This window comes from Bradyrhizobium sp. Arg237L, assembly GCF_029990105.1.
Classification (GTDB): Bacteria; Pseudomonadota; Alphaproteobacteria; order Rhizobiales; family Xanthobacteraceae; genus Bradyrhizobium.
In genome coordinates this window covers 1-26,398 of record NZ_JAQMIL010000022.1, presented here as the reverse complement: position 1 = coordinate 26,398, position 26,398 = coordinate 1, and the positions used below count along the sequence as shown (strand labels likewise).

The window sequence follows — 26,398 nt, the reverse complement described above, 5'->3', positions numbered from 1 at the left end:
AAAACCGGGTCATGCTCCAGGCTTGAACATGAGTGCGTGCGACATGCGGTCGTCACGTTCATGCTCTTGCGCACGATCGTCTCCGAACGGTTGAAACTCCGGTCTCTCGGAAGATCATGCGAAAACGCGCGCTAACGTTGCGCGCGCAGTCTTGAAATCAACGACGAATGTTATGCTTTTCCAGCAATGCCTTGTAACGCGCCTCGTCCTTTTTCTTGATGTAGTCGAGGAGCGAGCGTCGCGTCGACACGAGCTTCAACAGGCCGCGGCGTGAATGGTTGTCCTTGCCGTGGGTCTTGAAGTGCTCGGTGAGGTTGCTGATGCGTTCCGACAGGATCGCGACCTGAACCTCGGGCGAGCCGGTGTCGCCGGCTTTGAGGGCATTCGTCTTGATGACTTCCGCTTTGCGTTCGGCGGTAATCGACATCGTCAAATACTTCCATGGTTGCGAGCCGAACTGGCAGTCAGTCCGGTCAGGTTGAACACGCGCTTGGGGATGATTTCGCCATTGCCAATCTCGGCAAGCGCGAGAAGCCGGCCTGCCACCGTGACATAGACTGTGCCGCTACTATTGGGCGCATCCCGTCCGCGCAACAAAACGGCTTGGCCCCGATGGAGCCTTGCCGCATCCGCCCGTGTGACGGCCAGTGCCGGGATGTCGTCCAGCGCGGTCTCAACGGGCAAAAGCGCGTCGGCGAGGCTGCCCTCGCCAGACGCGGCTCTATTACACAAAGCCTCCAATTCTTCCAGCGGAATCATGTCCCGTTCGGTAAACGGACCGACAACGGTCCGCCTGAGCGCGCAGATATGGCCGAAACAGCCGAGAATCCGCCCCATATCCCGGGCCAAAGCGCGGACATAGGTTCCCTTGCCGCACTCGGCCTCGAACACGGACTGGCCCCCATCCCCATGTTCCACCAGGGTTAATTCGTGAATCTCGACCGGCCGGGGCTGCAATTCGACCGTTTCGCCGTCCCGCGCCAGGTCATAGGCCCGCTCGCCCTGGACCTTGATCGCGGAATATTGCGGGGGAATCTGCTCGATCACGCCAGTGAAGCGCGGCAGCAATTCCTGGATCGATTGGGCCGAGGGGCGGAGTTCGCTGGTCCTGACCACGCGGCCCTCGATGTCGTCGGTGTCGCGTTCCTCGCCCCAGGCCACCGTGAAGCGGTAGCGCTTGCGGCCTTCCATGACGAACGGAACCGTCTTGGTGGCTTCGCCGAGCGCAATCGGCAGCCCGCCCGAGGCGAGCGGGTCGAGCGTGCCGGCGTGTCCGGCGCGCTTGGCCTGGAACAGGCGCTTCAGCACCGCGACGGCATGCGTCGACGTCATGCCGATCGGCTTGTCGAGCACGACCCAGCCATGGACGTCGCGCTTGTCGCGCCGCGGCTGGTTACCCTGCTGCTTCTGTTTCTGGCGCGGATCGTTGTTGACGCGACGCGTCTCGTTGCCGCGCGCGGGCGCCGAAATTTTTTCTTCATCCGCATGCGAATCGACGTCCTGCGATTCGATCACGGGGTTTGCGGTCGTCACGGTCATCTCACTCGTCGTCCGAATCGGGTGCAAGATCACGTTGCACCGCAGGTGTTCTCAGTAATTTCTCGATACGTTCCGCTTCGTCGAATCGGTCGTCGACGCGGAAGCGGATGTCAGGTGCAAATTTCAGGTTAACGCGGTGCGCGATCTCGCCGCGGAGAAATTTCTTGTTGCGGTCGAGCGCAGCAATCACGGTCTCGGTGTCGCGTCCGCCGAGCGGCATCACGTAGATGGTCGCGAGCTTCAGGTCCGGCGACATTCGCACCTCGGGAACGGTGATGATGTGGCCTTGAAGATCCGGATCGTGGACGTCACCATGCGAGAGAATCTCGGCAACCGCATGGCGTACCGTCTCGCCGACGCGCAACTGACGTTGCGAGCCGCCAGCGGCGGAACTCTTCTTCTGATGACGGGGCATTATCTAAAATCCCAAATTATCGCCATCACCCGCAAAAGCGGGTGATCCAGTATTTTGTGCCTAGAATCAATTGCGATACTGGATGCCCCGCCTTCGCGGGGCACGACGGTTCAGCTCGAAATTCCCGCGCTTCGTAAGACTTGGACTTACAGAGAGCGCTGGATCGTTTCGACACGGTAGCATTCGATCACGTCGCCGACACGCATGTCGCCGTAGTTCTCGAACGCCATGCCGCATTCCTGGCCGGCGACGACTTCCTTCACTTCGTCCTTGAAGCGCTTCAGCGTCGACAGCTTGCCTTCATGCACGACGACGTTGTCGCGGATCAGGCGGACATTGGCACCGCGTTCGACCGTACCATCGGTGACGCGGCAACCGGCGACCTTGCCGACCTTGGAGATGTTGAACACCTCCAGGATCTGGGCGTTGCCGAGCATGGTCTCGCGCAGGGTCGGCGCGAGCAGGCCGGACATCGCCTTTTTGATGTCATCCACGAGATCGTAGATGATGTTGTAGTAGCGGATCTCGATGCCGTTGCGCTTGGCGGCGGCGGCCGCCTCCTTGTTGGCGCGCACCGAGAAGCCGATGATCGCGGCGTTGAAGCCTTCCGCCAGCGTGACGTCGGATTCCGAGATGCCGCCGACGCCGGCATGCAGGATGCGGGCGGCGACTTCCTCGGTGCCGAGCTTTTCCAGCGAGCCCAGGATCGCTTCGAGCGAGCCCTGCACGTCGGCCTTCACGATCAGCGGGAATTCCTTGCGGCCCGCGGTCTTGAGCTGCGACATCATCTGCTCGAGCGAGCCGCGCATGCCCGAGATCGATGCGGCGGCGTTCTCGCGCTTCTGGTGCGCGCGATAGCTCGTGACCTGGCGGGCGCGAGCTTCGTTCTCCACCACCGCAAGCCGATCGCCGGCTTCCGGCGGACCGTTGAAACCGAGCACTTCGACCGGCACGGACGGACCGGCCTCGTCGAGATTCTCGCCCTGGTCCGAGATCAGCGCGCGGACGCGGCCCATCTCGGCGCCGGCGACGATGATGTCGCCGACCCTGAGCGTGCCGCGCTGCACCAGCACGGTTGCGACCGGACCACGGCCGCGGTCGAGCTTGGCCTCGATCACGGTGCCTTCGGCCGGACGCTGCGAGTTGGTCTTGAGGTCGAGAAGTTCGGCCTGCAATGCGATCATCTCGAGCAGCCGGTCGAGATTGGTCTTGTTCTTGGCCGAGACTTCGACATCGACGACTTCGCCGCCGAGCGATTCGACCTGCACCTCGTGCTGCAGCAGTTCCGTGCGCACGCGCTCGGGCCGCGCATCCGGCTTGTCGATCTTGTTGATCGCGACGATGATCGGAACCCTGGCGGCCTTGGCGTGATTGATCGCTTCGACCGTCTGCGGCATCACGCCGTCATCGGCCGCGACCACCAGTACCACGATGTCGGTGACCTTGGCGCCGCGCGCGCGCATCGCGGTGAACGCGGCGTGACCGGGCGTGTCGATGAAGGTGATCTTCGTGCCGCTTTCCGGCGACAACACCTGGTAGGCGCCGATATGCTGCGTGATGCCGCCGGCTTCGCCGGAGACCACGTTGGCATGACGAAGTGCGTCGAGCAGCGAAGTCTTGCCGTGGTCGACATGGCCCATGACCGTGACGACGGGCGAACGCGGCTCGGTATCGGTGGAGTCGTCGACGACGTCGAACAGGCCTTCCTCGACGTCGGAGGCGGCCACGCGCTTCACCGTGTGCCCTAGTTCCTCGGCGATCAGTTGCGCGGTGTCGGCATCGATCACGTCGGTGATCTTGTACATCGAGCCCTGCTTCATCAACAACCGGATGACGTCAACCGCGCGCTCGGACATGCGGTTGGCGAGCTCCTGGATGGTGATGGCTTCCGGGATCGTGACTTCGCGGATCAGCTTTTCCTTCGGTTCATTTGACGCATGGCCCTTGAGGCGCTGGGTGCGGCGGCGGAAGGACGCGATCGAGCGTTCGCGCACGTCGTCGGCGTTGAGCGCGGTGACAACCGTCAGGCGGCCACGCTCCTTCTGCGGACCCGGCTTGTGGGTGGTCTTCGGGGCGGCTACGGGGCGCATGGCGCCGCCGGGACCACGGCGGACCTGGCGCGGACCCTCGTCTTCATCGGGCTCTGCGGCGACGCCCGGCGCCTTCGCCGCTGGAGCCGATGCTGGTGTGCGTGCCGGGGTCGCCGACGTGCGTCCCGGGGTCGCAGATGGGCGTCCCGGGGTCGATGGGGTACGGGCTGGAGCCGCCGGCGCCGGTGCAGGGGCTGCTGCGGCCGCTGGCTTGGCTGCTGCGGCTGGCTTCGCTTCGCCCTCGCCAAAGCGCCGCTTGGCCTCGATCTCGGCCTTGCGCTTGGCTTCCTCTTCCTGGCGATGACGTTCCTCTTCGGCCAGCCGACGGGCTTCGGCGGCTTCACGCTCGGCGCGCTCGGCGATTTCGCGGCTGGCGCGGCGCTTGGCTTCCTCTTCGGCCTGCCGGCGCTCTTCGACCTCACGCTGCCGGGCGTCGGCGAGTGCGCTGGCGCGGGCCGAGCGCTCGTCCTCGGTCAGGGAGCGTAGGACCACGCCCGATCCGCCGGCGTTGCGCTGCGATGGGGAAGACCCGCCGGGACGACCGAGCGGCCTGGCGGGCGCCGGCGCGGGCTTGGCCGCCACCGGTTCGGGCGCGTGCGGCTCGGTTCCGGGGCCGTCACCACCGACGCGGCGCTTGCCGCGCTTTTCGACCACAACCTGCTTGCTGCGGCCATGGCTGAAGCTCTGGCGCACGGTGCCCGTCTCGACGCGTGGCTTCAGCGTCAAGGTCTTGCTCGGGACACTCAAAGTCTTGTCGCCAGGGGTTTTGGTATCAACCATTCAGCAGTCCTAATCTCGTTAGCGTTGTGCCTTTTCGCACGCGTCGTCGTCGCAGTTCCAAAAGACCGAAATGACTGTCCTCGGACCCGTCATCCCGCTCCATCTCGTTGTTTGAACATGATCTTTTCGGAAAGCCGGTTTCCCCTCTTCCCGATCATGCTCTAGCTAGAATTTCTGGCCGCATCGGCGGTCTTGTCGTCGTCGGCCATCCGGTATCGGACCAGAAGCTGGCAGCGCGACAGGAACGTCTTGCTCGCCGGGCCCGCGAGCAGGGCAGCATGTATCACATTTGACCGGCCCAGTGCCAAATCCAATTCTGCCGATGTCAGCGCGGTGACGACAGATATTTTCAACGAATCTTCGTCTTTTCCGCCCCTTTGCCGCAGGATCGCGTCCAATTTGCGGACTCCGTCGGGGGCCGCATCGGAAGCATGGATCAGGCTTAGGGGTCTTTCCCGCTGCGACAACGCGTCCTCGACCTTGCCGAAGCCGGAAACGACCCGGCCGGCCTTGGCGGCCATGGCCAGCGCCTCGAGGCTACTGCGAACCAGCAGCACTTCGGTATCATCGGGCAGAGTTGCCGCGACGCGGACGTCGCGCTTGAATCCCCGGCTAAACTGGTGACGCCGGACCGCTTCCGCAACCGTGCGGCGCGAGGCTGAAAGCCAGAGGCCGCGCCCCGGCAGCTTGCGTTTCACATCGGCGATCACCTCGCCGGTGGGGGCGACGACGAAGCGGATCAGCTGGTCGATCGGGCGCACCTCGCGGCTGACCGCGCACATCCGCATGGTCGCGGACTTTTCGGTCCGCGGCCCATGATCCAGATCGGGGTCAGCCATTGCGAGCATGCGCGGGCCATCTCCTTAGGCCGTCGGTTCTTCGGCGGCTTCCGCCTCGGCATTCTGCTTGGCGAGATCAGCCTCGGTGATCCAGCCGGCCTTTACGCGGGCCTGCATGATCATCGCCTCGGCGTCCTCGCGGGAGATATCGATCCCGTCGAGGAACCCGGTATGCTTGGTCTGCTCGCCACCGTCCTTGCGCTCGGTCCAGCCGACCAGATCGTCGGTGGCGCAGCCGGCGAGATCCTCGACGGTCTTGACGTCGTTCTCGCCGAGCTTGACCAGCATCTTCGCGGTTATGCCCGGGACGGTCTTCACGGCATCCTCGACGCCGAGTTCCTTGCGCTTGGCTTCCAGCTCGGCCTCGAGCTGCTCCAGATATTCCTTGGCGCGGTTCTGCAGCTCCGTTGCGGTTTCCTCGTCGAAGCCTTCGATGCCGGCGAGTTCCTTCACATCCACCATCGCCAGTTCCTCGACCGAGGTGAAGCCTTCCGACGCCAGGAGCTGGCCGACGACCTCGTCGACGTTGAGCGCTTCCATGAAGACGCGGGTCGAATTCTCGAAGTCGGCCTGGCGACGCTCGGACTCTTCCTGCTCGGTGAGGATGTCAATATCCCAGCCGGTGAGCTGCGAGGCGAGGCGGACATTCTGGCCGCGGCGGCCGATCGCCAGCGAGAGCTGGTTGTTGGTGTCGGGCACCACGACCTCGATGCGTTCGCGGTCCTCGTCGATCACGACCTTGGCGACTTCGGCCGGCGCCAGCGCGTTGACGACGAAGGTCGCGATGTCGGGCGACCACGGGATGATGTCGATCTTCTCGCCCTGCAATTCGTTGACCACGGCCTGCACGCGCGAGCCGCGCATGCCGACGCAGGCGCCGACCGGATCGACGGACGAATCCCGCGAGATCACGCCGATCTTGGCGCGCGAGCCGGGATCGCGGGCCACTGCCTTGATCTCGACGATACCGTCATAGATCTCCGGCACTTCCTGCGCGAACAGCTTCGCCATGAATTGCGGATGGGTGCGCGACAGGAAGATCTGCGGGCCCCGCGTCTCGCGGCGGACGTCGAAGATATAGGCGCGGACGCGGTCGCCGTTGCGGAACACTTCGCGCGGCAGCATCTCGTCGCGGCGGATGATGGCCTCGCCACGTCCGAGGTCGACGATCACGCTGCCATATTCGACGCGCTTGACGACGCCGTTGACGATGTCGCCGATGCGGTCCTTGAATTCCTGGTATTGCCGGTCGCGCTCGGCCTCGCGCACCTTTTGCACGATCACCTGTTTGGCCGATTGCGCGGCGATGCGGCCGTATTCGAGCGGCGGCAGCGTGTCGGCGATGGTGTCGCCGACACGGGCGCCGGGATTGGCGCGCTGGGCATCGGCCAGCGAAATCTGGTTGGAAGCATTCTCGACCACGTCGACCACCAGCATGTGGCGCGATAGGCGGAGCTCGCCCTTCTTGGGGTCGATCTCGGCGTGGACGTCGGTCTCGCTGCCGTATCGGGCGCGCGCCGCTTTCGCAATGGCGTCCTCCATCGCGGCAATCACGATGCCGCGGTCGATCGATTTTTCGCGCGCGACGGCGTCGGCGATCTGCAGCAGTTCAAGTCGATTGGCGCTGACTGCCATGGCTAGTCTCCTTCGTCAGGCTCGGTCTCGCCCCGGCGCAGCCGTTCGGCGGCGAGGCGGTGTTGTTTCGTGTTCTTCGGAGCCGGTTTCTTGCCGGTCCCTTGCTTCGGCTTATGGCTCTTGCTCGGATCGCTGTTCTTTGCGTGCGCGGGTTGTGGCGGGGCCAGCCCCAATTCGCGGCGCAATTCGCGTTCCTGCGCCTTGCCGCGCCGCATCGATTCGGCGATCAGCTCGTCGGTCAGCACCAGCCTTGCTTCGGCGATGTCTTCCATCGCCAGCAAGACGTCCGCATCTTCACCCTCGCGTGTGTCATCCCGATGTAGGCGCACTGCGTGACCCTCGACACCGTTCAAGGTGCCGCGGAACCGCTTGCGGCCCTGATGCGCCACCGCCATCTCGATCTTGATGAGGTGGCCGGCATAGCGCTCGAAGTCCGAACGTCGCACCAGCGGCCGGTCGATGCCCGGCGACGAGATTTCCAGCCGATAGGCCCGGTCGATGGGATCTGCGATGTCGAGCACCGGCGACAGCGCGCGCGAGATCGCCTCGCAATCCTCGATCTGCATCGAGCCGTCCGGCCGTTCCGCCATGATCTGGACGGTGCAGCCGGCCTCGCCGGTGATTTTGATCCGCACCAGACGGTAGCCCAGCCCCTGCAGGACTGGGGTGGCGACTGCCGACACGCGCGCCGCAGCGCCGGGCTCGACAACGAGCCGCGGCTCGGCGAGCAATTCGGCGTTGACGGAACCAGCGGTTGGATCGGTCATATCCAGGGTCAAAGATACGTCTTGAGCTGTCGGTTCTGTGGGTTAGCCGGCCCTAGACCGGCGTTCGATCATGATACGATCACGCTGATCGGGCCATGATCTTATTTCTCGTGTTTGAGCATGATCCTTGCGGACAACAGGCTTCCGCTGTTCGGGTTCATGCTCTGGTTGCACTACCCAAACCGGACCAGGCTCGGCCTGGTTCGTTCGGGTAATAAAAAAGAGCGGGTCCGGAGGGGCCCACTCTCAATACGGATCGTATGAGAACTTTAAGTCGCTGCCGATATAGCGCTTTTTCCCCGGTCAGGCAAGGGGCGGAGGCCGCGGCCGAGCAAATTTGCGCTATCGGAAAGTTGGGTGCGAATGTCTAACGCTTCGTTCACGAACGCCACCTAGATTGCGCCGCAAAAACCGGCACTGCGGGCCGGTTTGGGTAGGCTTATGACGACGACAGCGACTGCGCTGATCCCTGAACTCGACGAGATCGTCCGTATCGGTGACCCCAGGCGCCGCGCCGAGGCCGCGCGCCGGATCGGCGAATTGTTCCTGCAGGGGGCGGCCAGTTTCAGTACCGACCATGTCGATCTGTTCGATGGCGTCCTGACGAGCCTGGTCCCCCACGCCGAGCGTGCTGCGCGGGCGGAGCTCGCCGAACGCCTGTCGCTGCTATCGAATGCGCCGCGCAGCCTGATCGGGCAGCTTGCGCGCGAGGACGAGATCGCTGTCGCGGGGCCGCTGCTCCGTCGGTCGCCTGTCATCGACGAGCAGGTCCTGGTCGAAATCGCGCGCGCGAAGGGGCAGGAGCATCTGCTTGCGATGGCGGAGCGGCCGAAGCTCTCGACCGATCTGACCGACGTCATCGTCCGCCGCGGCGATCGCGACGTTGTCAGGCGCGCAGCCGGCAATGCCGGTGCCGAATTCTCGACGAGCGGCTATTCGACGCTGATCCGGCGTGCCAGCCAGGACAGCGTGCTGACGCTCGCCGTCGGTCAGCGCGCGGATCTGTCGCCCGAACAGTTGAAGACGCTGGTGGCAGGCTCCGTCGAGATCGTCCGCCGCCGCCTGTTCGACGTGGTCAAGCCGGAGCGGCAGGCCGCGATCAAGCAGGCGATCCGCGAGATCAACGGCATGGGAGAGAAGGTCGACAGCGCGCGCGATTTCGCGCCGGCCCAGCGCACGATCCTCGCGTTGCATCACGCCAATCAATTGAACGAAATCGCGCTGCTCGATTTCGCCAAGTCGTTCAAATACGAGGAATCGGTGTGCGCGCTGGCCGCGATGACCGGTGTCAAGATCGCGACGCTCGATCGCCTGATCACCGGCGAGCGCTACGATCCCATTCTGATCGCCGGCAAGACCATCGGCCTCGAATGGGCCACCGTACGCGCGCTGATCCTGCTTCGGCTCGGCCCCAACCGCGTGCCGTCACCCGCCGACATCGAGAACGCGCGGCTGAACTTCACGCGCCTGATGCCCTCCACCGCCCAGCGCGTCGTGGACTTCTGGAAGACGCGGTAGTCTCTCTCTCATCGTCATTGCGCTTGTGGTGCCGTGGCTTCGCTGCGCTCGCAATGACGGACGCTCAGATTTGAATGCCAGGTGCAAACCACGCCGTCATTCCGGGGCACGCGTAGCGTGAGCCCGGAATCCATTTCGCCGCGTGTGTGTGGCCCGATGGATTCCGGGCTCGCGCTACGCGCGCCCCGGAATGACAAGCGTCAAATTCTGCGAAACCGCAGATACGTCGCCCTGCGTCCCTCGCGCTCGGCTTTGGCGCCGTAGCGCGTCATCGTGTAGTCGGGCCAGGGAGCCTGCCAGTCGGAGGCGCGCTCGGCCAGCCAGGTGAAATCGGACGAGCGCATCAGGTGCCATAGAGTCCAGGCGCAGTAATCGTCGATGTCGCTGACGAAGCGGAATTCGCCACCCGCTTTGAGAATGCGCGCCATTGCGGCAACGGTGGCATCTTGGACAAAGCGGCGCTTCCAGTGCCGTCGCTTCGGCCAGGGATCGGGATGGATCAGGTCGATGCGCCGCATCGATTGCGACGGCGCCCAGGCGAGCAGCTCGGCGGCGTCGCCTGCGAACAGGCGGATGTTGCCGATATTGTGTGCCTCGATCTGGGTCAGGATCTTGGCCATCCCGTTGACATAGGGCTCGCAGCCGACGAAGCCGATATTCGGAAACGCGCGGGCCTCGGCGGCGAGATGTTCGCCGCCGCCAAATCCGATCTCGAGCCTGACATCCTCGATGTTGTCATCGAACAGTTCGATGAGGCTGGCCGGCGCGGGGCTTGCGATGTCGAGCGCGAGATGCGGTAGCAGATGCTCGATCAGGTCGGCCTGATGCGCGCGCAGCTTGTGGCCCTTGCGCCGTCCGAAGAATGAGCCATGCGCATGGGCGTCGCGCTCCTGATCGCGGGAAGGCGTCATCATCGCAGCGTCTGATACAGCCGATAGAGCAGCCGCGCGCGCGGCTCGATCGATGAGATATACATCTGCTCGTAATGGGTATGCGCGCCCTTGCCGTCGACGCCGAGGCCATCGAGCGTCGCCGTATGCAGCGCCGTGAAATTGCCGTCGGAGCCGCCGCCGGTCGAGGTGTCCACGAGGTCGAAGCCGATCTCGGTTGCGAGCCCCTTGGCGTGTTCGTAGAGCGCCGCGCCGGCGTTGGTCTTCTCATAAGGCGGCCGGTTCAATTCGCCGACCACATGCACGCTGACGCCGTCAGTCCGCGATTTCAGATTGAGTATTTTCGGTACCAGCTCTTCGGCATCGGCGGTGGTCGGCACGCGCATGTCGACCTCGGCATAGGCCTCTTCCGCGATCACGTTCGGCTTGGTGCCGCCTTTGACCACGCCGACATTGACGGTGACGCCGCGCGCCAGATCGTTCATCGCCTCCAGCGTCTGGATGATGTTGCCGAGCTCGCGGATCGCGCTGCGGCCGTCCTCGGGCCGCGTACCGGCGTGCGAGGGCACGCCCTTGACGAAGATCTCGAAGCGGGCGACGCCCTTGCGCCCGGTGACGATCTTGCCGCCGTCGCGCGCCGGCTCGGTCACCAGCACATATTTGGCTTTGCGGCCTTCGGCTTCGATCAGCGCCCGCGAGGTCGGGCTGCCGATCTCCTCATCGGAAACGTAGAGCTGGGTCACGCCGAGCGGCGGGCGCGCGCCATTGGCGCAAATTTCCCTGAAGGCGTGGTAGGCGAGATAGGCGCCGCCCTTCATGTCATAGATGCCGGGACCGAAGGCGCTGTCGCCGTCGATACAAAATGGCAGGCGCTGGATGAATCCGAGGGGGTGCACGGTGTCGAGATGGCTCAGCACCAGGATTCCCGGTGCGTCCTGGCCCCAGGCCGACCGCGCGACGAGATGATCGCCGCATCCGTTCTGGCCGGCGATCCGCTCCAGGGTGGCCGGCAGGCTGCGATAGCCTTCGGCGACGAGATCGGCGAGCTTGTTGACCTGTTCGGGCGCTTCTGTCGGCGTCTCGATCTCCACCCAGCGGCGGATGCCGTCGAGAATCTCCGCAGGATTAAAGGATGTCGTTGTCATTGGTGCGCCGGCATCTGGAGCATGATCCGGAAAAGTGGAAACCGGTTTTCCCTCGCGACAAACGCGAAGCGTTTGCGCGGAGATCATGCTCAAACAAAGAGGTGAGATCATGATCCGATTCCGTCTAATCGGATCATGATCTCAGAACGATTGAACCAACGTCATGCGCCCGCACCGGCGGGCGCGTCAATCGCCATGTCGCAGGAATGACGACGCCGATCAGCGCTTGTCGGGGCCTTCGCGGGCGGCGATCTGCTCGACCAGTTCGACGATGCTGCGGCGGAGTTTGGCGTCGGCGATGCGCGTGAAGGCGCGCGTCAGCGCCAGCCCCTCGGAGGTTGCGAGAAAGTCGGAAACGTAACTGGGCGAGGCGCCTTCGCTGAAGCCTTCTGCGGTTGTCGAGCCGCTCGGTCCGCCGTCGAACAGGAACGAGACCGGCACCTGCAGGATCTCGGAAATCTGCTGCAGCCGGCTGGCGCCGACGCGGTTGGTGCCCTTCTCGTATTTCTGAATCTGCTGGAAGGTGAGGCCGAGCTTTTCTCCCAGCTTTTCCTGGCTCATGCCCAACATGATCCGCCGCATGCGGACACGGCTGCCGACATATTTGTCAACAGGATTGGGCGCTTTGGTAGACATCTTCGGACTCTCCTGGAAGGACTACGCGCCCGGCGAATGAGGCAAAACGGGTATGGAGTATGCCCCAGGCGCCGGTATCGTCAAAATCCTGCGGGAGGATCGAGGACGAATGCGGACAATTTGAGCTACTGTGCTGGCAGGATTTCAGTTCGGCTTGGAATTGTAGAATGCGAATGACGCGGTCGTTCTGTCAACTGGTGGAATCACACCAGCGGAATTTTTCCTTGCGCGGGCAACCATCGAGGGCGCGCAGGCGTCAAGAATTGCGCCGGGCAACACGCCGTCCGACCACAAGCAACAATGCGACGAGCAGAATGATCGCAGCGGGCATGTCATTGAAACGTGCATATAGCGTCGGCGGGATGGCAGCCGGCAACCTGGCATCGAGCACGCCTTCGATGCCGAGGCCGAGTTCTGCGACAATCCGTCCCGCCGGATCGATGACCGCGGAGATGCCGGTGTTCGCTGCGCGAACAACGGGCAGGCCCTCCTCGATCGCGCGCAGCCGCGCCTGCTGCAGATGCTGGTAGGGGCCGGTCGAGATTCCAAACCACCCGTCATTGGTGACGTTGATGATCCAGCTTGGCCGGTCGTCGTGAATGTCAATGTCGCCAGGGAAAATCGCCTCGTAGCAGATCAGCGGCAGTGCGCGCGGCGCATTCGGGATGTCAAGCGCATGACGCCGCTGGCCGGCGATGAATCCGCCATGGACCTTGGTGAGCTGCACGAAGCCGAGCTTTTCCATCAGTTCCTGAAATGGCAGATACTCGCCGAACGGCACCAGGTGCAGCTTGTCGTAAACTGACAGCACGCTGCCGTCATGGTCGATGACATAGATCGAATTGTAGGCGCGTGTGATGCGGACGCCCGGCGGCAGATCTGGGGCGCGCACCGAGCCGGTGATCAGCACGGTGCCTTGAGGCAGGAGCTCGGCGATCTCTGCCATCGCGTCGGCCTCGCGCGTCAGGAAAAACGGAAACGCCGATTCCGGCCAGATCAGGATGCTGGCGTCGCGCACGCCCGTGGAGTGCGGGCCGGAAGCGCGATCGGAGAGCGTCAGATATTTCCTCATCACTTCCGCTTTGGCGGCGTAGTTGAATTTGACGTCCTGCTGCAGGTTGGGCTGCATGATGCGCAGCTTGACATTGGCGACCATGGTGGTCGGCAGCCGCGACAGCCGCACCGCGCCGAAAACCAGCATGGCCGCGAGAACGATCAGCGCTATGGCCGGCACCCGCCACAGCTTTCGGTTGGACGATTTGCCATCGATCAGGACGGCCGGACTTGCGAAGATTGCGACGGCAAGGAACGTCATGCCCCAGAGCCCGATCAGCGATGCGGTCTGCGCCAGCGCCAGTGGCTCTGACAGCGCATAGCCGAAGGCGTTCCAGGGAAATCCTGATAGCACATGGCCGCGCAGCCATTCGGCGATGGTCAAGCTCGCTGCCAGCGCCAGCACGCGGAAGCCGTCGGGGGTCCAGAGCAGGCGCGCCAGCGCAAAGCCGAGCGCGGGAAACAGTGCCAGATAGGCGGGCAGGCCGAGTATCGCAAACGGCAGCAGCCAGGCGAAGGTCTGCGCATCGACCAGAAAGGCATAGCCGATCCAATAAAGCCCCGGCACGAAGTAGCCGAGCCCGAACCAATAGCCGGAGATTGCCGCCGCCGGGATGCCGCGCCACTTTCCGGCGCCTGCGCCGTCGATCAGCCAGACCGCGACCGGGAAGGTCAGGAACAGGATCGGCCAGGCGTTGAACGGCGCCATCGCGAGCGAGGACAGGGCGCCGGCGACGAGTGCGATGACGGCGCGCCTCCATCCCCAGGTCAGGATGATCGAAAGCCCGACCGTGCGGAGTTGATCGGAAACCCTCACTGCGGGGCGGCTCCGTCGCCGGAGGGCGGAGGCGCGGTGTCGTTGGCCTGCGGGCTGGCATCGGCCTGAGGGCTGGAATCGGGCGCGGCCTCGCTGCGGCGACGGCTCTCGCGCTCCTTGCGCGGGACGTTGCGTTCCTTGCGCGTCGCGATCCGCACGCGCTTCACCCGCCGCGGATCGGCGTCGAGCACTTCGACCTCGAAATTGCCGGGTCCGGAAATCAACTCGCCGCGCACCGGCACGCGGCCGACAAACGACACCAGATAGCCGCCGAGCGTCTCGACTTCCTCGCCAGCTTCGCCCGTGACGAAGTCTTCGCCGATCACCGAGCGGACATCATCGAGGCTCGCCCGCGCGTCGGCGATGAACGAGTTATCCGGCTGGCGAACGATCGACGGCGGCTCGTCGCTATCGTGCTCGTCGTCGATCTCGCCGACGATTTCCTCGACGAGGTCCTCGATCGTCACCAGCCCGTCGGTGCCGCCATATTCGTCGACCACCAGCGCCAGGTGAATACGGGTGGCCTGCATCTGCACCAGCAGGTCGATCGCGCGCATCGACGGCGGCACATAAAGAAGTTTTCGGATGATGCTCGCTTCGTGAAGCGGCAGCGCGAGATCGACCGCGCGCAGGTCGAGGCCGGCGGGCAGCGGCTTCTTGCGCCGCGTCTTGCCGGTGTCGCTGACGCGCGCCCTTGCGGTCATGAAGGCGAGCAGGTCGCGGATGTGAACCATGCCCTCGGGATCATCGAGGGTTTCGTCGTAGACCACGAGGCGCGAATGCGCGGCGCTTTCGAACTGGCTCATCAATTCGCCGAGCGGGATGTCGCGTTTTACGGCGACGATGTCGGCGCGATGCACCATCACGTCGGCGATACGCCGCTCATGCAGATTGAGGATGTTGCGCAGCATGGTGCGCTCGACGGCGGAAAAGTTCACGTCATCAGGCGTCGACGCATCGAGCACCACCTGCAGGTCGTCGCGAACCGATCCTGCCTTCCAGCCGAACAAGGTGCGGATCGCGCGCAGCAGCCAGCTCTCCGCCGCGGGACGCTGTGCCTCCTCCGTCACCACGGCCGGCAGGTTGCGCACATCGCGCGGATTGTCGTGGGTAGGTTCGGAGTCCGCCATTTCAGTCCATCCGCTCCCGGTCCGCATACGGATCGGGAATGCCGAGTTGCGCGAGGATTTCGCGCTCGAGATTTTCCATTTGCTCGGCGTCGTCGTCGTTTTCGTGGTCGTAGCCGATCAGATGCAGGAAACCGTGCACCGCGAGGTGGCTTAAATGATGGTCGAACGGCTTCTGCTCCTCGTCCGCCTCCCTGCGCGTCGTCTCATAGGCGATTGCGATATCGCCGAGCATGCGCGGGGCGTCGTCCGGCTCCTGAGCGCCCTTTGGCTGCAACGCCGGAAACGACAGCACGTTGGTCGGCTTGTCGATGCCGCGCCAATTGTTGTTCAGCGTCCGGATTCCGGAATCATCCGTCAGCATCACTGCCAGTTCGGCCTCGCCGACATCGGCCTCAGTGATCTCGGCGGCGGCCTCGATGGCGCGATGGATCGCCGCTTCAGCATCAGGCTCGGTCTGCCAGCAATCGGCTGTGACCAGAACCTCAGTAGCGGGGAGAGCGGAAGACACTGTCGTTCCAAAAGTTGTTGTTTCTAGGCGTTCGGGTTGCGGCCGGAACCCGCTTGCGGCAGGTCCGTGAGGCCGGCTGATGACATCAAGATTTGGCGGCGACTTGCCGTTGTGGCAATCCCTCATAGGCCGCGACGATCCGTGCCACCAATTCGTGACGGATCACGTCCTCCGCGGTGAAGCGCACCTGCGCGATGCCCTCGACGCCTTCCAGCAGGCTCACTGCCTCTGCCAGCCCGGAGGCCTGGCCGTGTGGCAAGTCGACCTGCGAGGGGTCGCCAGTGACGATCATGCGGCTGTTCTCGCCGAGCCGCGTCAGGAACATCTTCATCTGCATCGAGGTGGTGTTTTGCGCTTCATCCAGGATGATAACGGCATTGGTCAGCGTGCGGCCGCGCATGAAGGCAAGCGGCGCGATCTCGATTTCGCCGCCCTGCAGCGCGCGCTCGACGACGCGCGCATCCATCAGGTCATAGAGCGCGTCATAGATCGGCCGCAGATAGGGGTCGACCTTCTCGCGGAGATCGCCGGGCAGAAAGCCGAGCCGTTCGCCGGCCTCGACCGCGGGCCGCGACAGGATGATGCGATCGACTTCCTTGCGCTCGAACAATTGCGCGGCATAGGCGACCGCAAGCCAGGTCTTGCCGGTACCGGCAGGCCCGACGCCGAACACCAGCTCGTGCCGCTTCAGCGCGCGGATATAGGAATCCTGCGCGGCGGTGCGTGCCCGCACCGGGCGCTTGCGCAAATTGATGGTCTCGAACGAGGGCTTTGCGGTCTTGGCGTCGAACTCGAACAGCGAGCCCTGCGCGATCACGGCGCGGATCGCGCCTTCGACGTCGCCCTGTGAAAGGTCATGTCCCTGCGTTGCCTGGCCATAAAGCGTCTCCAGCACGCGTCGTGCGGCGTCGCAGCCGTCGCGGGAGCCGGCGATGGTGATCTGGTTGCCGCGGGAATCGACAACGACGCCGAGCCGGCGTTCGACCTGCGCCAGATTCTGGCCATAAGGGCCGACCAGCGCGGAAGCGGCGCGGTTGTCGTCGAAGTCGATGACGACCTGGGTCTCTGGCGGTATCTGCATGTCGCGGTCAGGTTTGCGGCTGGGAGCAAGCGATGGTGAATCCGATGCGCTTTTTGGCAAGGGTTCAGGCTCCAATGGTCGTCTGCGAAAGAGCTGATGACTGAGGCCGCGCATGACGCGGGGCCAGCTCGCCGAGCAGGCTGTAGCGCTCGAGGCTGTCGATTCTGACCGGCAGGACTTTTCCGACGATGTCCAATGATGCCATCACGTGCGCGGGCTGCAGATAGGCAGTGCGGCCGACGATCTGGCCGGGATTGCGCCCGGCGCGTTCGAACAGCACATCGACCGTGGTGCCGATCGTAGCCTTGTTGAAGGCCGATTGCTGGCTGTCGATCAAGTTCTGGAGGCGCTCCAATCGCTCGTCCATCGCTACCGCTGGCACCATCTCCCGCATGTCCGCCGCCGGCGTGCCGGGCCGCGGCGAATATTTGAACGAATAAGCTGCAGCGTACCCTATTTGCGTGACAAGCGCGAGGGTCGCAGAAAAATCTTCCTCTGTTTCGCCGGGGAAGCCGACAATGAAATCCGAAGAAAAAGCAATGTCTTGGCGCGCCGTGCGAAATCGGTCGATGACGCGGCGGTAATCACCGGCGGTATGTTTGCGGTTCATGGCTGCCAAGATTCGGTCCGAACCGGACTGCACCGGCAGGTGCACGAACGGCATCAGCGCCGGCAGGTCCCGATGCGCCTCGATCAGGCTGTCCTCGACGTCGCGGGGATGGCTGGTCGAATAGCGCAGACGCAGCACGCCGGGGATTGCGGCGAGCCGCTCAAGCAATTTGCCGAGCGGCCAGCTCCGTCCATCCGGCCCTTCGCCGTGATAGGCGTTGACGTTCTGCCCGATCAGGGTGATCTCGCGCACGCCGTTGTCGGCAAGCCGCGTCACATCCTCGATGATCCTTGTCACGGGACGCGAGACTTCCGCGCCACGCGTGTAAGGCACGACGCAGAAGGTGCAGAACTTGTCGCAGCCTTCCTGCACGGTGACAAAGGCGGAAATGCCGCGCGAGCGGATCGCATCGGGCTTCGGCGGGGCCAAGAATCCGAACTTGTCCTCGATGGGGAATTCGGTTTCCAGTGCGCGGCCTTCCGCTTTCGCCTGCTTCAGCAGTTGCGGCAGATGGTGGTAGCTCTGCGGACCGACCACAACGTCGACAGTCGGCGCGCGGCGAATGATCTCCTCGCCTTCGGCTTGCGCAACGCAGCCTGCGACCGCAATTTTCACGTCGCGCCCCTGCCGCGCGGCGTCGTCCTTCATTACGCGCAGCCGCCCGAGCTCGGAATAGACCTTTTCCGAGGCCTTCTCGCGGATATGGCAGGTGTTGAGGATCACCAGATCCGCTTCATCGGCGTTTGCCGTCTCGACAAAGCCTTCGCCGGCCAGCGTATCCACCATGCGCTGCGCATCGTAGACATTCATCTGGCAGCCATAGGATTTGATGTGCAGCTTGCGCGGCGGCGTCATGGAACCTGCTTGGGGTGGAAAGGAGCGCCTTCAAGGCGCAGGGCTCAAATATAGCCTAAAGGGAGCAAAATCCAGCGTTGGAGGGCGTCATTCCGGGGCGATGCGTCAGCATCGAACCCGGAATCTCGAGATTCCGGGTCTGGTCCTTCGGACCATCCCGGAATGACGGCTCAGGTTGTTGCGACAATTGCGCCGTTTTCAATCAGCCCGGGCAGTTCCCGCATGTCGGCAAAGGTCATCGTGGCGCCGGCGGCGCGCAGCGCCTCGGCATGGCCGGGTCCGCAATGGCTACCGCCGCAGAAGCCGAGCACCGTCATTCCGGCGGCGCGGGCGGCTGTGATGCCGGGGAGGCTGTCCTCGACCACGAGACAGCGTTCGGGCGCCACCTTCATCTGCCCAGCCGCGAACAGGAAGAGATCGGGCGCCGGCTTGCCGTTCTTGACCTGCAGGGCCGAAAAGATGTTCGGCGCAAATCGTTCGTGGAGGGCAGTGCGGCCAAGGCTGACGCGCATGCGTTGCGGTGAGCCGCTGGACGCCACGCAAACGGGCTGCGCGATCCGGTCGAGCGCGGCGTGAATGTGCGGCACCGCTTGCAGATCGGCCTCAAAGGAACGGAACAGCTCGTCCTGCAATTGCGTATGAAAATCATCTGGAAGGCTGCGGCCGAGTTCGGCCTCGATTTCGAGATTCGCCTGTCGTGTCGAGCGACCGAGGAAACGATCGAACACCTGTTCCGACGTGATCGGATAGCCGTGACGCGTCAGGACCTCGGCATGCGCGCGGCATGAAATGACTTCGCTGTCGACCAGCACGCCGTCGCAGTCGAAGATGATGAGATCGGGAATCTCTTGTTGACGCGTTTTCTTCACGCGAACCGGTATCCACTTCGCTCGAAAACGCTATGTCAGGACTTATCTTCGTCCAGCGGGACGCAATACAGTTCGAGCCGGTGGTCGACCAGCTTGTAGCCGAGCTTGCGGGCGATCTCCGCCTGCAGTTTCTCGATCTCTTCGGACGTGAATTCGATCACCTTGCCGTCGCGCAAATTGATCAGGTGGTCGTGATGGCTGTCGGGCATCTGCTCATAGCGCGCGCGGCCCTCGCGAAAGTCGTGGCGCTCGATGATGCCGGCGTCCTCGAACAGTTTTACGGTGCGGTAGACGGTCGAGATCGAGATCTTGTCGTCGACCGCGACGCAGCGCCGGTAGAGTTCCTCGACGTCAGGATGATCCACGGATTCGGCCAGCACGCGCGCGATGACGCGGCGCTGCTCGGTCATGCGCATGCCGGTCGCGGCGCAGCGCGCCTCGATTCCAGTGTTCTTCATCGCAGACGAGGTTTTCAGCGGAGCCATGTTTCTTCAGCCTGGAGGGCAGGGCAGGACTGTTCTGCCACTGCCCGCATGTTACGACAAGTCACGGCGCATCAGAAGCGCATTCAAATGTTCCCCACCGGGCTGCTTGTAATAGCGTTCACGGCGACCGACGACGGCAAATCCGGCCCGTTCATAGAGCCGTCGTGCCGGCTGGTTATTTTCCTCCACTTCGAGGAAGACAGTGCGCACGCCGCGGCCGGCAAGGTGGCCTAGATGCGTCAGCAACAAATTGCGCGACAGGCCGCGGCCGCGCTGGCTGGAATCGATCGCGATCGACAGGATTTCAGCTTCGTCTGCTCCCATCCGCGACACCGCAAAGCCGATGATCTTGCGCCCGAGCCGCAGCCGATGCACCAGCGTGTTGCGCTCGGCGAGCATTGCCTCGAATTCGCCTTCGCCCCAGCCGCGATGAAACGAGGCGCCATGCAACTGCGCCAGACGCGGTGCGTCGCGCACGGTCGCGGTTTCGACCGCCGGCGTGCCGCGGCCGAACCATTCGGAAAGCCAGGCCATCATGACGCTGTCGGTTGCGCGACGTCGAGCAGCGGATTGGCCGGCGGCTTTGCGTCCGGCGTGCGCAGGTAGAACGGCCGCGCCGGCGCCGCTTCGGGACTGACGGCAGCACCTACCCACGCGACCCAGGTGATGTCGGGCGCGGCCTGGGTATCGATCTTGAACGGTGGCGCCGTCTCCGCCGGCCAGCGGTCGGCGAGGATTTTTGCGGCATTGCCGACCAGATGCGGCGTGCCGAGCTGCGCGGCCTCGATCGCCTCGGCGATCGGTGCCACCTTCGGCTTGACCAGCGGGCTGCCGTCGCCGCTCACCACCTGGAAATAGACATGGTCATGCCGCGCATCGATCGCGGAGATGATCGGATGCTCGCCGTTCTCGGCGACGACAGGCGCGGCATAGGCGGTCAGCGTGGTGACGCCGACGACAGGCTTGCCAGCCGCCAACGCGATGCCGCGCGCCGCCGACAGGCCGACTCGCAGTCCGGTGAAGCTGCCGGGACCGGTGGTGACGGCAATACGATCCAGCGCGGTGAAGGCGATGCCGCTTCCCTTCATCACCCGCGCGATCAGCGGCATCAGCGCTTCGGCGTGCCCGCGCTTCATCGGTTGCGATTCCAGCGCAATCGTCTTGCTCGCGGCGGTGTCGAGCACGGCGGCGGAGCAGGCGTCGAGGGCTGTATCGATGGCGAGAATGATCATGGAGCGAATGGCAATCGGCGAATGGCGAATGGATGGTCAGGCGCGATCCCTATTCGCCATTCGCCACTCACTATTCGCTCTCCTTACATCGGGCGGACTTCGACCACATCGGGGACGAAGTGCCGCAGCAGGTTCTGGATGCCGTGCTGCAGCGTCGCGGTCGAGGACGGGCAGCCGGAGCAGGCGCCCTTCATGTTGAGATAGACGACGCCATCCTTGAAGCCGCGGAAGGTGATGTCGCCGCCATCATTGGCGACCGCGGGCCGCACCCGCGTTTCGATCAGGTCCTTGATCTGCGCGACGGTGTCGGCATCTTCGTCATTGAAGAACTCGTCTTCCTCATCGAGCGAATCGTCGCCATCGACACTGCCGTCGGCGAGCAGCGGCGCGCCCGACATGTAGTGCTCCATGATCGCGCCGAGGATCGCGGGCTTCAGATGCTGCCAGTCGCCGTCGGCCTTGGTCACGGTGACGAAGTCGGAGCCATAGAACACGCCGGTGACGCCGGGCACGGCGAACAGCCGTTCGGCGAGCGGGGAGCGGGTGGCAGCTTCAGGTGTCGCAAATTCCATGGTGCCGCTCGCGAGTACGGTGCGGCCCGGAATGAACTTCAGGGTGGCGGGATTGGGGGTAGCTTCGGTCTGGATGAACATTTGTTTTCTCCGGCGTCGCCGGTTCAAGGCCGGCGCGTGGGGTTCCCTTAGCAGATGGCGACGGCGAACGCACGGATCAAGGCAGGAACCGCCGGTTCCGGCGAGTAATCAAGGGGTTACGACAGCGAATCGATCTCTTCGTCGGTCAGGCCGCCGGGCACGATGGTGACGGGGATCGGGAACTCGCCCATGATCTTGGCCATGGTGGTGATGATCGGACCCGGGCCCTCCGGCCCCGGATTGGCTGCCAGCACCAGGATCGAGATGTCCTCGTCCTTGTCGATGACGTCGAGGACCTGCTCGGTGGGGTCGCCCTCGCGAATCACCCGCTCGGGTGTGATCGCGGCAATGCCGTTGGCCCGCCCGGCGGCGCGGTCGAGCGCCTCGTTCGCCGCTTCCTCGGCCTCCGCGCGCATGATGTCGGCAACCCCGAGCCATTGCTGGTTCTGGTCCTCGGTCTCGATGACGCGCAGCATCACGACGCCGCCGCCGACCCGGATGGCCCAGCGGCTGGCGTAGTAGACGGCGCGGTCCCATTCGGCGCTGTCGTCAACGATGACAAGGCATTTTGGCTTGTGACCAGATTCGTAGCTTCGTCGCTGGGTGGTCATGCATGTCCCGGTGCATTATTGCCAAGCAGACCCATGCTGCCACACCCCCTCTGCTTTTGGGAGAGGGTGTGAGAGCAATCGATGTTGATCGCCTATCGCTGCCGGATGAACCCGACGACGTCTTTCGCGGCTCGCATGGTTTCATCGGCGATCGCGCGGGCCCGGTTGGCGCCGTCGACCAGGATCTGATCGACATGGCCGGGATCGGCGACCAGCCGCTTCATTTCGGCCGCGATTGGCGACAGTTTCGCAACGCAAACGTCCACCAGCGCGTTCTTGAAGCTGGAGAACTGGCCGCCGCCGAAATCCTTCAGCACGGCCTGCTTGCTGACGCCGGCGAGCGCCGCGTAGATGCCGACGAGATTGTCGGCTTCGGGCCGCGCCTCCAGTCCCTTTTCCTCTGATGGCAACGGCTCGGGATCGGTCTTCGCCTTGCGGATCTTCTGCGCGATGGTATCGGCATCGTCGGTGAGGTTGATGCGCGAATTGTCCGAGGGCTCCGACTTCGACATCTTCTTGGTGCCGTCGCGCAGGCTCATCACGCGCGTCGCCGGTCCGGTGATCAGCGGCTCGGGCAGCGGGAAGAACAGGCCGTCGGCAAAGCCGTGGCCGCGGATCGAGTCGCCGAAGTCGTTGTTGAACTTCTGCGCGATGTCGCGTGACAGTTCGAGATGCTGCTTCTGATCCTCACCCACAGGCACATGGGTCGCGCGATAGAGCAGGATGTCGGCCGCCATCAGCACCGGATAGTCGTAGAGACCGACCGACGCGTTCTCGCGGTCCTTGCCGGCCTTCTCCTTGAACTGGGTCATCCGGTTCAGCCAGCCGATGCGCGCGATGCAATTGAAGATCCAGGCAAGCTCGGCATGCTCTGCGATCTGGCTTTGGTTGAAGACGATGTGCTTCTTCGGGTCGATGCCGCTGGCGATGAACGCCGCGGTCACCTCGCGGGTGTTGCGCGTCAGCTCCGCCGGGCCGCCCCAGACGTCCACGCCTTGCGTGATCGCGTGCATGTCGACGACGCAGTAGATGCAGTTGTGCGTCTCCTGCAGCTTGACGAAGTTGACGATGGCGCCGAGGTAATTGCCGAGGTGCAGATTGCCCGTCGGCTGGACGCCTGAAAAAACCCGTTCCACGAACGCCATGGTCTCAATTCCCGGAAAATGCCGCTTTGGCGGGGTCGTTTGCCATTTTGGGGCTATCCGCGCAAGTCAGGCGGCACGGTTTTGCCTGATCGCGGCGACCGCCTGGCGCCAGCCGATCACGCCGAACAGCTTCAGGAACAGGCCGTAGCTCGCCATCGCAGCTAAAATCACCGCGAACAGCAGCACGGCCTGCCCCAGTCCGCGCGATCCTGCGGCCAGCGGCGCAAACTCCTGCAGAAGCCACAGCAGCGCGCCCATGGCGAGCGCCGCCAGACAGATGCGCGGCAGTCGATCGCGGGCCTCGATATCGATCGAGAAGCCGAACGTCGCGCCCCCCTTCCGGATCAAATAGAGCGCGTTGCTCCAGGCTCCGAGCGTGATGCCGGCGGCGATGCCGCGCGTGCCGAAAGAGTGGCGAAGCAGGAACGCTGCGACGATCGCCACCACGATGGCGGTCAGCGCCCCGAAAAGCGGCGTGCGGGTATCCTCGCGCGCGAAGAAGGCCGGTGACAGCGCTTTCACCAGCACATGCGCGGGCAGGCCGAGCGCAAGCCAGGTCAGCGCATGCGCGGTCGCCGTGGCATCGTGCGCGGCAAACGCGCCGTGCTCGAACAGGATCCGCACGACCGGCTCGCTCAATACGATGAGGCCAAGCGTTGCCGGCAGGGCAAGGCCAACAGCCAATTCCAGGCCGCGCGATTCCGCGCGCGCGATGGCGCTTCGGTCGCCGCCGTGCAGGGCGCGCGTCATTTCCGGGATCAGCACCGTGCCCATGGCCACGCCGACGATGCCGAGCGGCAGTTCGATCAGGCGGTTGGCGAAATAGAGCCAGGAGACCGCCGATGGCGATTCGGAGGCGATTACGGCGCCCGCCACCATCAGCCATTGCGGCGCACTGCTTGCGATCATGCCGGGGACGGCCTTGCCGAGAAAGCCGCGCATGTCCTTGTCGAAGGAGATGCGGAGCGGCGTCGCCGCGCGGCCGCCGCGCAGCACGAGGATCGACAATTGCAGCAGTCCCGCAATGCCAACGGTCGCAGCGACGATCATCGCGGCATGCGCCGCATCCCCCCGCCATGTCAGCAGCACCGCCATTACAGCGATCAGCGCGATGTTGAACAGCAGCGGCGAGAATGCGGTCAGCGCAAAGCGTGCTTGCGCATTCATCAGCCCCATCATGACGGTGACGGGTCCCGCGAAGGCGAGATAAGGCAGCATCAGCCGCGCATTGCTCACGGCAAGGTCCAGCGTTTCGCGGCCGACAAATCCCGGCGCCAGCGCCGCGATCACCAGCGGCATCAGGAAGCCGATCAAGACGGAAGCCACGATCAGCGCGGCGCTGATGGTCCCGAGCACGCGGCCGGCGAAGGCCGCGGCGGCCGCAGCGCCTTCGGTCTCGCGCAAGCGCAACCAGGCCGGTATCAGCGCGGCATTCAGCGCGCCTTCGGTCAGGAGCCGCCTGACCACATTGACCATTTGAAAGGCAACCAGGAACGCGTCGGCGACCGCGCCGGCGCCGAGCAGCGCAGCGATGATCGAATCGCGGGCAAAGCCGAGCAGCCGTGACGCCAGCGTTCCCGAGGAGACGGTGAGGAAGGAGCGGATCATATGACTTCTATATAACAGCCACCTGGCTTGCTGGCGCCATGTTGATCTGGTAGGGCGCAGCCTTCGCAATCGCTCGAAGGATGGATAATGGCCGCCGCAAAATATGACGTTCTCGGGATCGGCAACGCGATTTTCGACGTTTTGGTGAGGACCGACGAGGCGTTTCTCAGCCGTCACGGCATGGCCAAGGGCAGCATGGCCCTGATCGACGAGGTCCGCGCCGGCGCGATCTACCAGGACATGGGGCCCGCGACCGAGATGTCCGGGGGCTCGGCAGCCAATACCATCGTCGGCGTCGCCAATTTCGGTGCCCGCGCGGCCTATGTCGGCAAGATCAAGGACGATCAGATCGGTCGCCTCTATGCCCATGACATCCGCGCCGCGGGCGTCGCGTTCGAGACCAGGCCCGCCGCCGATGGTCCCGCCACCGGCTGCTCCTATATCCTGGTGACGCCGGACGGCGAGCGCACCATGAACACCTATCTCGGCGCCGCGCAGGATCTGACGCCGGCCGATATCGATGAAGCGCAGATCGCGGCGTCCCGCATCGTCTATCTCGAAGGCTATCTCTGGGATCCCGCGAGCGCCAAGGAGGCCTTCGTCAAGGCGGCAGGAATCGCGCATGGCGCGGGCCGCCAGGTTGCGCTGACCTTGTCCGATTCGTTTTGCGTCGATCGCTATCGCGACGAATTTCTCGAATTGATGCGCAAAGGCACGGTCGATCTGGTTTTCGCCAATGAAGCCGAGTTGCGCTCGTTGTACCAGACTGCCGATTTCGACAGCGCGCTGAAGCAGTTCCGGGTCGATGCGAAACTTGGCGTCGTCACCCGCAGCGAGAAAGGCTGCGTGGTGGCAGCGAAGGACGGCATCACGGCCGTGCCGGCATTCCCGATCGAGCAACTGGTGGATACGACAGGAGCCGGCGATCTCTTCGCCGCCGGCTTCATGTTCGGCCTCGTCCGCGATGCCGGCTATGAGAATGCCGGACGGCTCGGCGCACTCGCAGCCGCCGAGGTGATCCAGCATATCGGCGCGCGCCCGCAGGCGTCGTTGAAGGAACTGGCGCAGCAGAACCGATTGCCGGTGTAGCTCCGCATTGCGGGCCACTGCTCTCTCCATCGTCATTGCGAGCGGAGCGAAGCAATCCATGCCTCCGCACGTGGCGAGATGGATTGCTTCGCTGCGCTCGCAATGACGGGGTGAGTTCTCACTCAAATGTCAAACAGCTTCTCCGCTGTCATCGTCCGGCTTGACCGGACGATCCAGTATTCCAGAGGCAGTCGTGTTTGAGCCGAGAGGCCGCCGGATGCTGGATGCCCCGCCTGCGCGGGGCATGACGGTGAATGGTAAGGGATGTACGTCCGCATTCTCGCGGCGCTTTGCGTCCGAGCTTTGCTTCACTTTCCACCCTCCTGCATATCAGAGGGCGCAGGGAAAGCCGGGTGCTGGTTGCACCCGTGGGTCCCGTGCAACAAAAAGCACGGGGG

The 26,398-nt window shown here is 64.1% G+C and carries 25 protein-coding genes; 2 read left to right on the top strand and 23 right to left on the bottom strand.

All coding sequences use genetic code 11. The annotated features are described in order from the left end of the window. Positions 1-157 precede the first annotated feature (157 nt). From rpsO to rimP, 7 genes are all read right to left on the bottom strand, one after another. On the bottom strand, positions 158-427 hold the full coding sequence (rpsO, locus tag OZ411_RS15610; RefSeq protein ID WP_028168438.1) for a 30S ribosomal protein S15: 270 nt from the start codon (positions 425-427) through the stop codon (positions 158-160). A 2-nt stretch (positions 428-429) separates the two neighbouring features. After that, complete coding sequence (gene truB, locus OZ411_RS15605; RefSeq protein WP_282528697.1) at positions 430-1,539, bottom strand: tRNA pseudouridine(55) synthase TruB; 1,110 nt, start codon at positions 1,537-1,539, stop codon at positions 430-432. Position 1,540: 1 nt separating this feature from the next. Further along, positions 1,541-1,954: a 30S ribosome-binding factor RbfA gene (gene rbfA, locus OZ411_RS15600; RefSeq protein WP_027580954.1), complete on the bottom strand. Its 414-nt coding sequence runs from the start codon at positions 1,952-1,954 to the stop codon at positions 1,541-1,543. Between the two features lie 146 nt (positions 1,955-2,100). Then, entirely contained in the window at positions 2,101-4,824 is a 2,724-nt protein-coding gene (gene infB, locus OZ411_RS15595; RefSeq protein ID WP_282528696.1) for a translation initiation factor IF-2, read from the bottom strand. A gap of 161 nt (positions 4,825-4,985) precedes the next feature. Then, positions 4,986-5,672 carry an RNA-binding protein gene (locus tag OZ411_RS15590; RefSeq protein WP_282528695.1) on the bottom strand — a complete coding sequence of 229 codons (687 nt, stop codon included), beginning with the start codon at positions 5,670-5,672 and terminating at the stop codon, positions 4,986-4,988. A gap of 15 nt (positions 5,673-5,687) precedes the next feature. Next, on the bottom strand, positions 5,688-7,298 hold the full coding sequence (gene nusA, locus OZ411_RS15585) for a transcription termination factor NusA (RefSeq protein ID WP_282528694.1): 1,611 nt from the start codon (positions 7,296-7,298) through the stop codon (positions 5,688-5,690). 2 nt (positions 7,299-7,300) lie between these two features. Next, positions 7,301-8,065 (bottom strand): ribosome maturation factor RimP, encoded by a 765-nt coding sequence (rimP, locus tag OZ411_RS15580; RefSeq protein ID WP_282528693.1) that lies wholly within the window; start codon positions 8,063-8,065, stop codon positions 7,301-7,303. Positions 8,066-8,506: 441 nt separating this feature from the next. Between rimP and OZ411_RS15575 the strand changes: the two genes are divergently transcribed. Continuing rightward, entirely contained in the window at positions 8,507-9,583 is a 1,077-nt protein-coding gene (locus tag OZ411_RS15575; protein WP_130580842.1) for a DUF2336 domain-containing protein, read from the top strand. 200 nt (positions 9,584-9,783) lie between these two features. On the opposite strand, the gene OZ411_RS15570 is transcribed toward OZ411_RS15575, so the two are convergent. The 16 genes from OZ411_RS15570 to murJ form a co-directional block, all read right to left on the bottom strand. After that, positions 9,784-10,497 (bottom strand): tRNA (guanine(46)-N(7))-methyltransferase TrmB, encoded by a 714-nt coding sequence (locus OZ411_RS15570; protein ID WP_130580841.1) that lies wholly within the window; start codon positions 10,495-10,497, stop codon positions 9,784-9,786. After that, on the bottom strand, positions 10,494-11,618 hold the full coding sequence (locus OZ411_RS15565) for a M20 family metallopeptidase (protein WP_282528692.1): 1,125 nt from the start codon (positions 11,616-11,618) through the stop codon (positions 10,494-10,496). The genes OZ411_RS15570 and OZ411_RS15565 overlap by 4 nt, the downstream gene beginning before the upstream one ends. A 219-nt stretch (positions 11,619-11,837) precedes the next feature. Then, positions 11,838-12,254 (bottom strand): helix-turn-helix transcriptional regulator, encoded by a 417-nt coding sequence (locus OZ411_RS15560; protein ID WP_130580839.1) that lies wholly within the window; start codon positions 12,252-12,254, stop codon positions 11,838-11,840. Between the two features lie 256 nt (positions 12,255-12,510). Continuing rightward, positions 12,511-14,124 carry an apolipoprotein N-acyltransferase gene (lnt, locus tag OZ411_RS15555; RefSeq protein ID WP_282528691.1) on the bottom strand — a complete coding sequence of 538 codons (1,614 nt, stop codon included), beginning with the start codon at positions 14,122-14,124 and terminating at the stop codon, positions 12,511-12,513. Then, positions 14,121-15,254, bottom strand: coding sequence for a hemolysin family protein (locus OZ411_RS15550; RefSeq protein WP_165421278.1), 1,134 nt, complete (start codon positions 15,252-15,254; stop codon positions 14,121-14,123). The genes lnt and OZ411_RS15550 overlap by 4 nt, the downstream gene beginning before the upstream one ends. 1 nt (position 15,255) lies before the next feature. Next, positions 15,256-15,762, bottom strand: a complete 507-nt coding sequence (gene ybeY / locus OZ411_RS15545; RefSeq protein ID WP_282528690.1) for an rRNA maturation RNase YbeY — start codon at positions 15,760-15,762, stop codon at positions 15,256-15,258. An 85-nt stretch (positions 15,763-15,847) separates the two neighbouring features. After that, on the bottom strand, positions 15,848-16,903 hold the full coding sequence (locus OZ411_RS15540) for a PhoH family protein (RefSeq protein WP_282528689.1): 1,056 nt from the start codon (positions 16,901-16,903) through the stop codon (positions 15,848-15,850). Between the two features lie 4 nt (positions 16,904-16,907). Further along, positions 16,908-18,308 carry a tRNA (N6-isopentenyl adenosine(37)-C2)-methylthiotransferase MiaB gene (gene miaB / locus OZ411_RS15535; RefSeq protein ID WP_282528688.1) on the bottom strand — a complete coding sequence of 467 codons (1,401 nt, stop codon included), beginning with the start codon at positions 18,306-18,308 and terminating at the stop codon, positions 16,908-16,910. A 170-nt stretch (positions 18,309-18,478) separates the two neighbouring features. Further along, on the bottom strand, positions 18,479-19,153 hold the full coding sequence (locus OZ411_RS15530; protein WP_282528751.1) for an HAD family hydrolase: 675 nt from the start codon (positions 19,151-19,153) through the stop codon (positions 18,479-18,481). A gap of 59 nt (positions 19,154-19,212) precedes the next feature. Further along, the gene (locus tag OZ411_RS15525; protein ID WP_028168421.1) at positions 19,213-19,662 is read right to left on the bottom strand and encodes a Fur family transcriptional regulator; all 450 of its coding nucleotides are present in this window, start codon (positions 19,660-19,662) and stop codon (positions 19,213-19,215) included. Between the two features lie 51 nt (positions 19,663-19,713). Then, positions 19,714-20,199 (bottom strand): ribosomal protein S18-alanine N-acetyltransferase, encoded by a 486-nt coding sequence (rimI, locus tag OZ411_RS15520; protein WP_282528687.1) that lies wholly within the window; start codon positions 20,197-20,199, stop codon positions 19,714-19,716. Beyond that, positions 20,196-20,894 (bottom strand): tRNA (adenosine(37)-N6)-threonylcarbamoyltransferase complex dimerization subunit type 1 TsaB, encoded by a 699-nt coding sequence (gene tsaB / locus OZ411_RS15515; protein ID WP_282528686.1) that lies wholly within the window; start codon positions 20,892-20,894, stop codon positions 20,196-20,198. The genes rimI and tsaB overlap by 4 nt, the downstream gene beginning before the upstream one ends. An 83-nt stretch (positions 20,895-20,977) precedes the next feature. Next, a complete protein-coding gene (locus OZ411_RS15510; protein WP_130580832.1) occupies positions 20,978-21,547 on the bottom strand; it encodes a NifU family protein in 570 nt (189 codons plus the stop codon). A 116-nt stretch (positions 21,548-21,663) separates the two neighbouring features. Continuing rightward, the gene (locus tag OZ411_RS15505; protein WP_028168417.1) at positions 21,664-22,158 is read right to left on the bottom strand and encodes a universal stress protein; all 495 of its coding nucleotides are present in this window, start codon (positions 22,156-22,158) and stop codon (positions 21,664-21,666) included. Between the two features lie 92 nt (positions 22,159-22,250). Further along, positions 22,251-23,303 carry a tryptophan--tRNA ligase gene (trpS, locus tag OZ411_RS15500; protein ID WP_130580830.1) on the bottom strand — a complete coding sequence of 351 codons (1,053 nt, stop codon included), beginning with the start codon at positions 23,301-23,303 and terminating at the stop codon, positions 22,251-22,253. Between the two features lie 66 nt (positions 23,304-23,369). Then, positions 23,370-24,911 carry a murein biosynthesis integral membrane protein MurJ gene (murJ, locus tag OZ411_RS15495; protein WP_282528685.1) on the bottom strand — a complete coding sequence of 514 codons (1,542 nt, stop codon included), beginning with the start codon at positions 24,909-24,911 and terminating at the stop codon, positions 23,370-23,372. Between the two features lie 87 nt (positions 24,912-24,998). Here murJ and OZ411_RS15490 point away from each other — a divergent pair, with 87 nt between their 5' ends. Beyond that, complete coding sequence (locus tag OZ411_RS15490; RefSeq protein ID WP_282528684.1) at positions 24,999-26,000, top strand: adenosine kinase; 1,002 nt, start codon at positions 24,999-25,001, stop codon at positions 25,998-26,000. Positions 26,001-26,398: the final 398 nt, after the last annotated feature.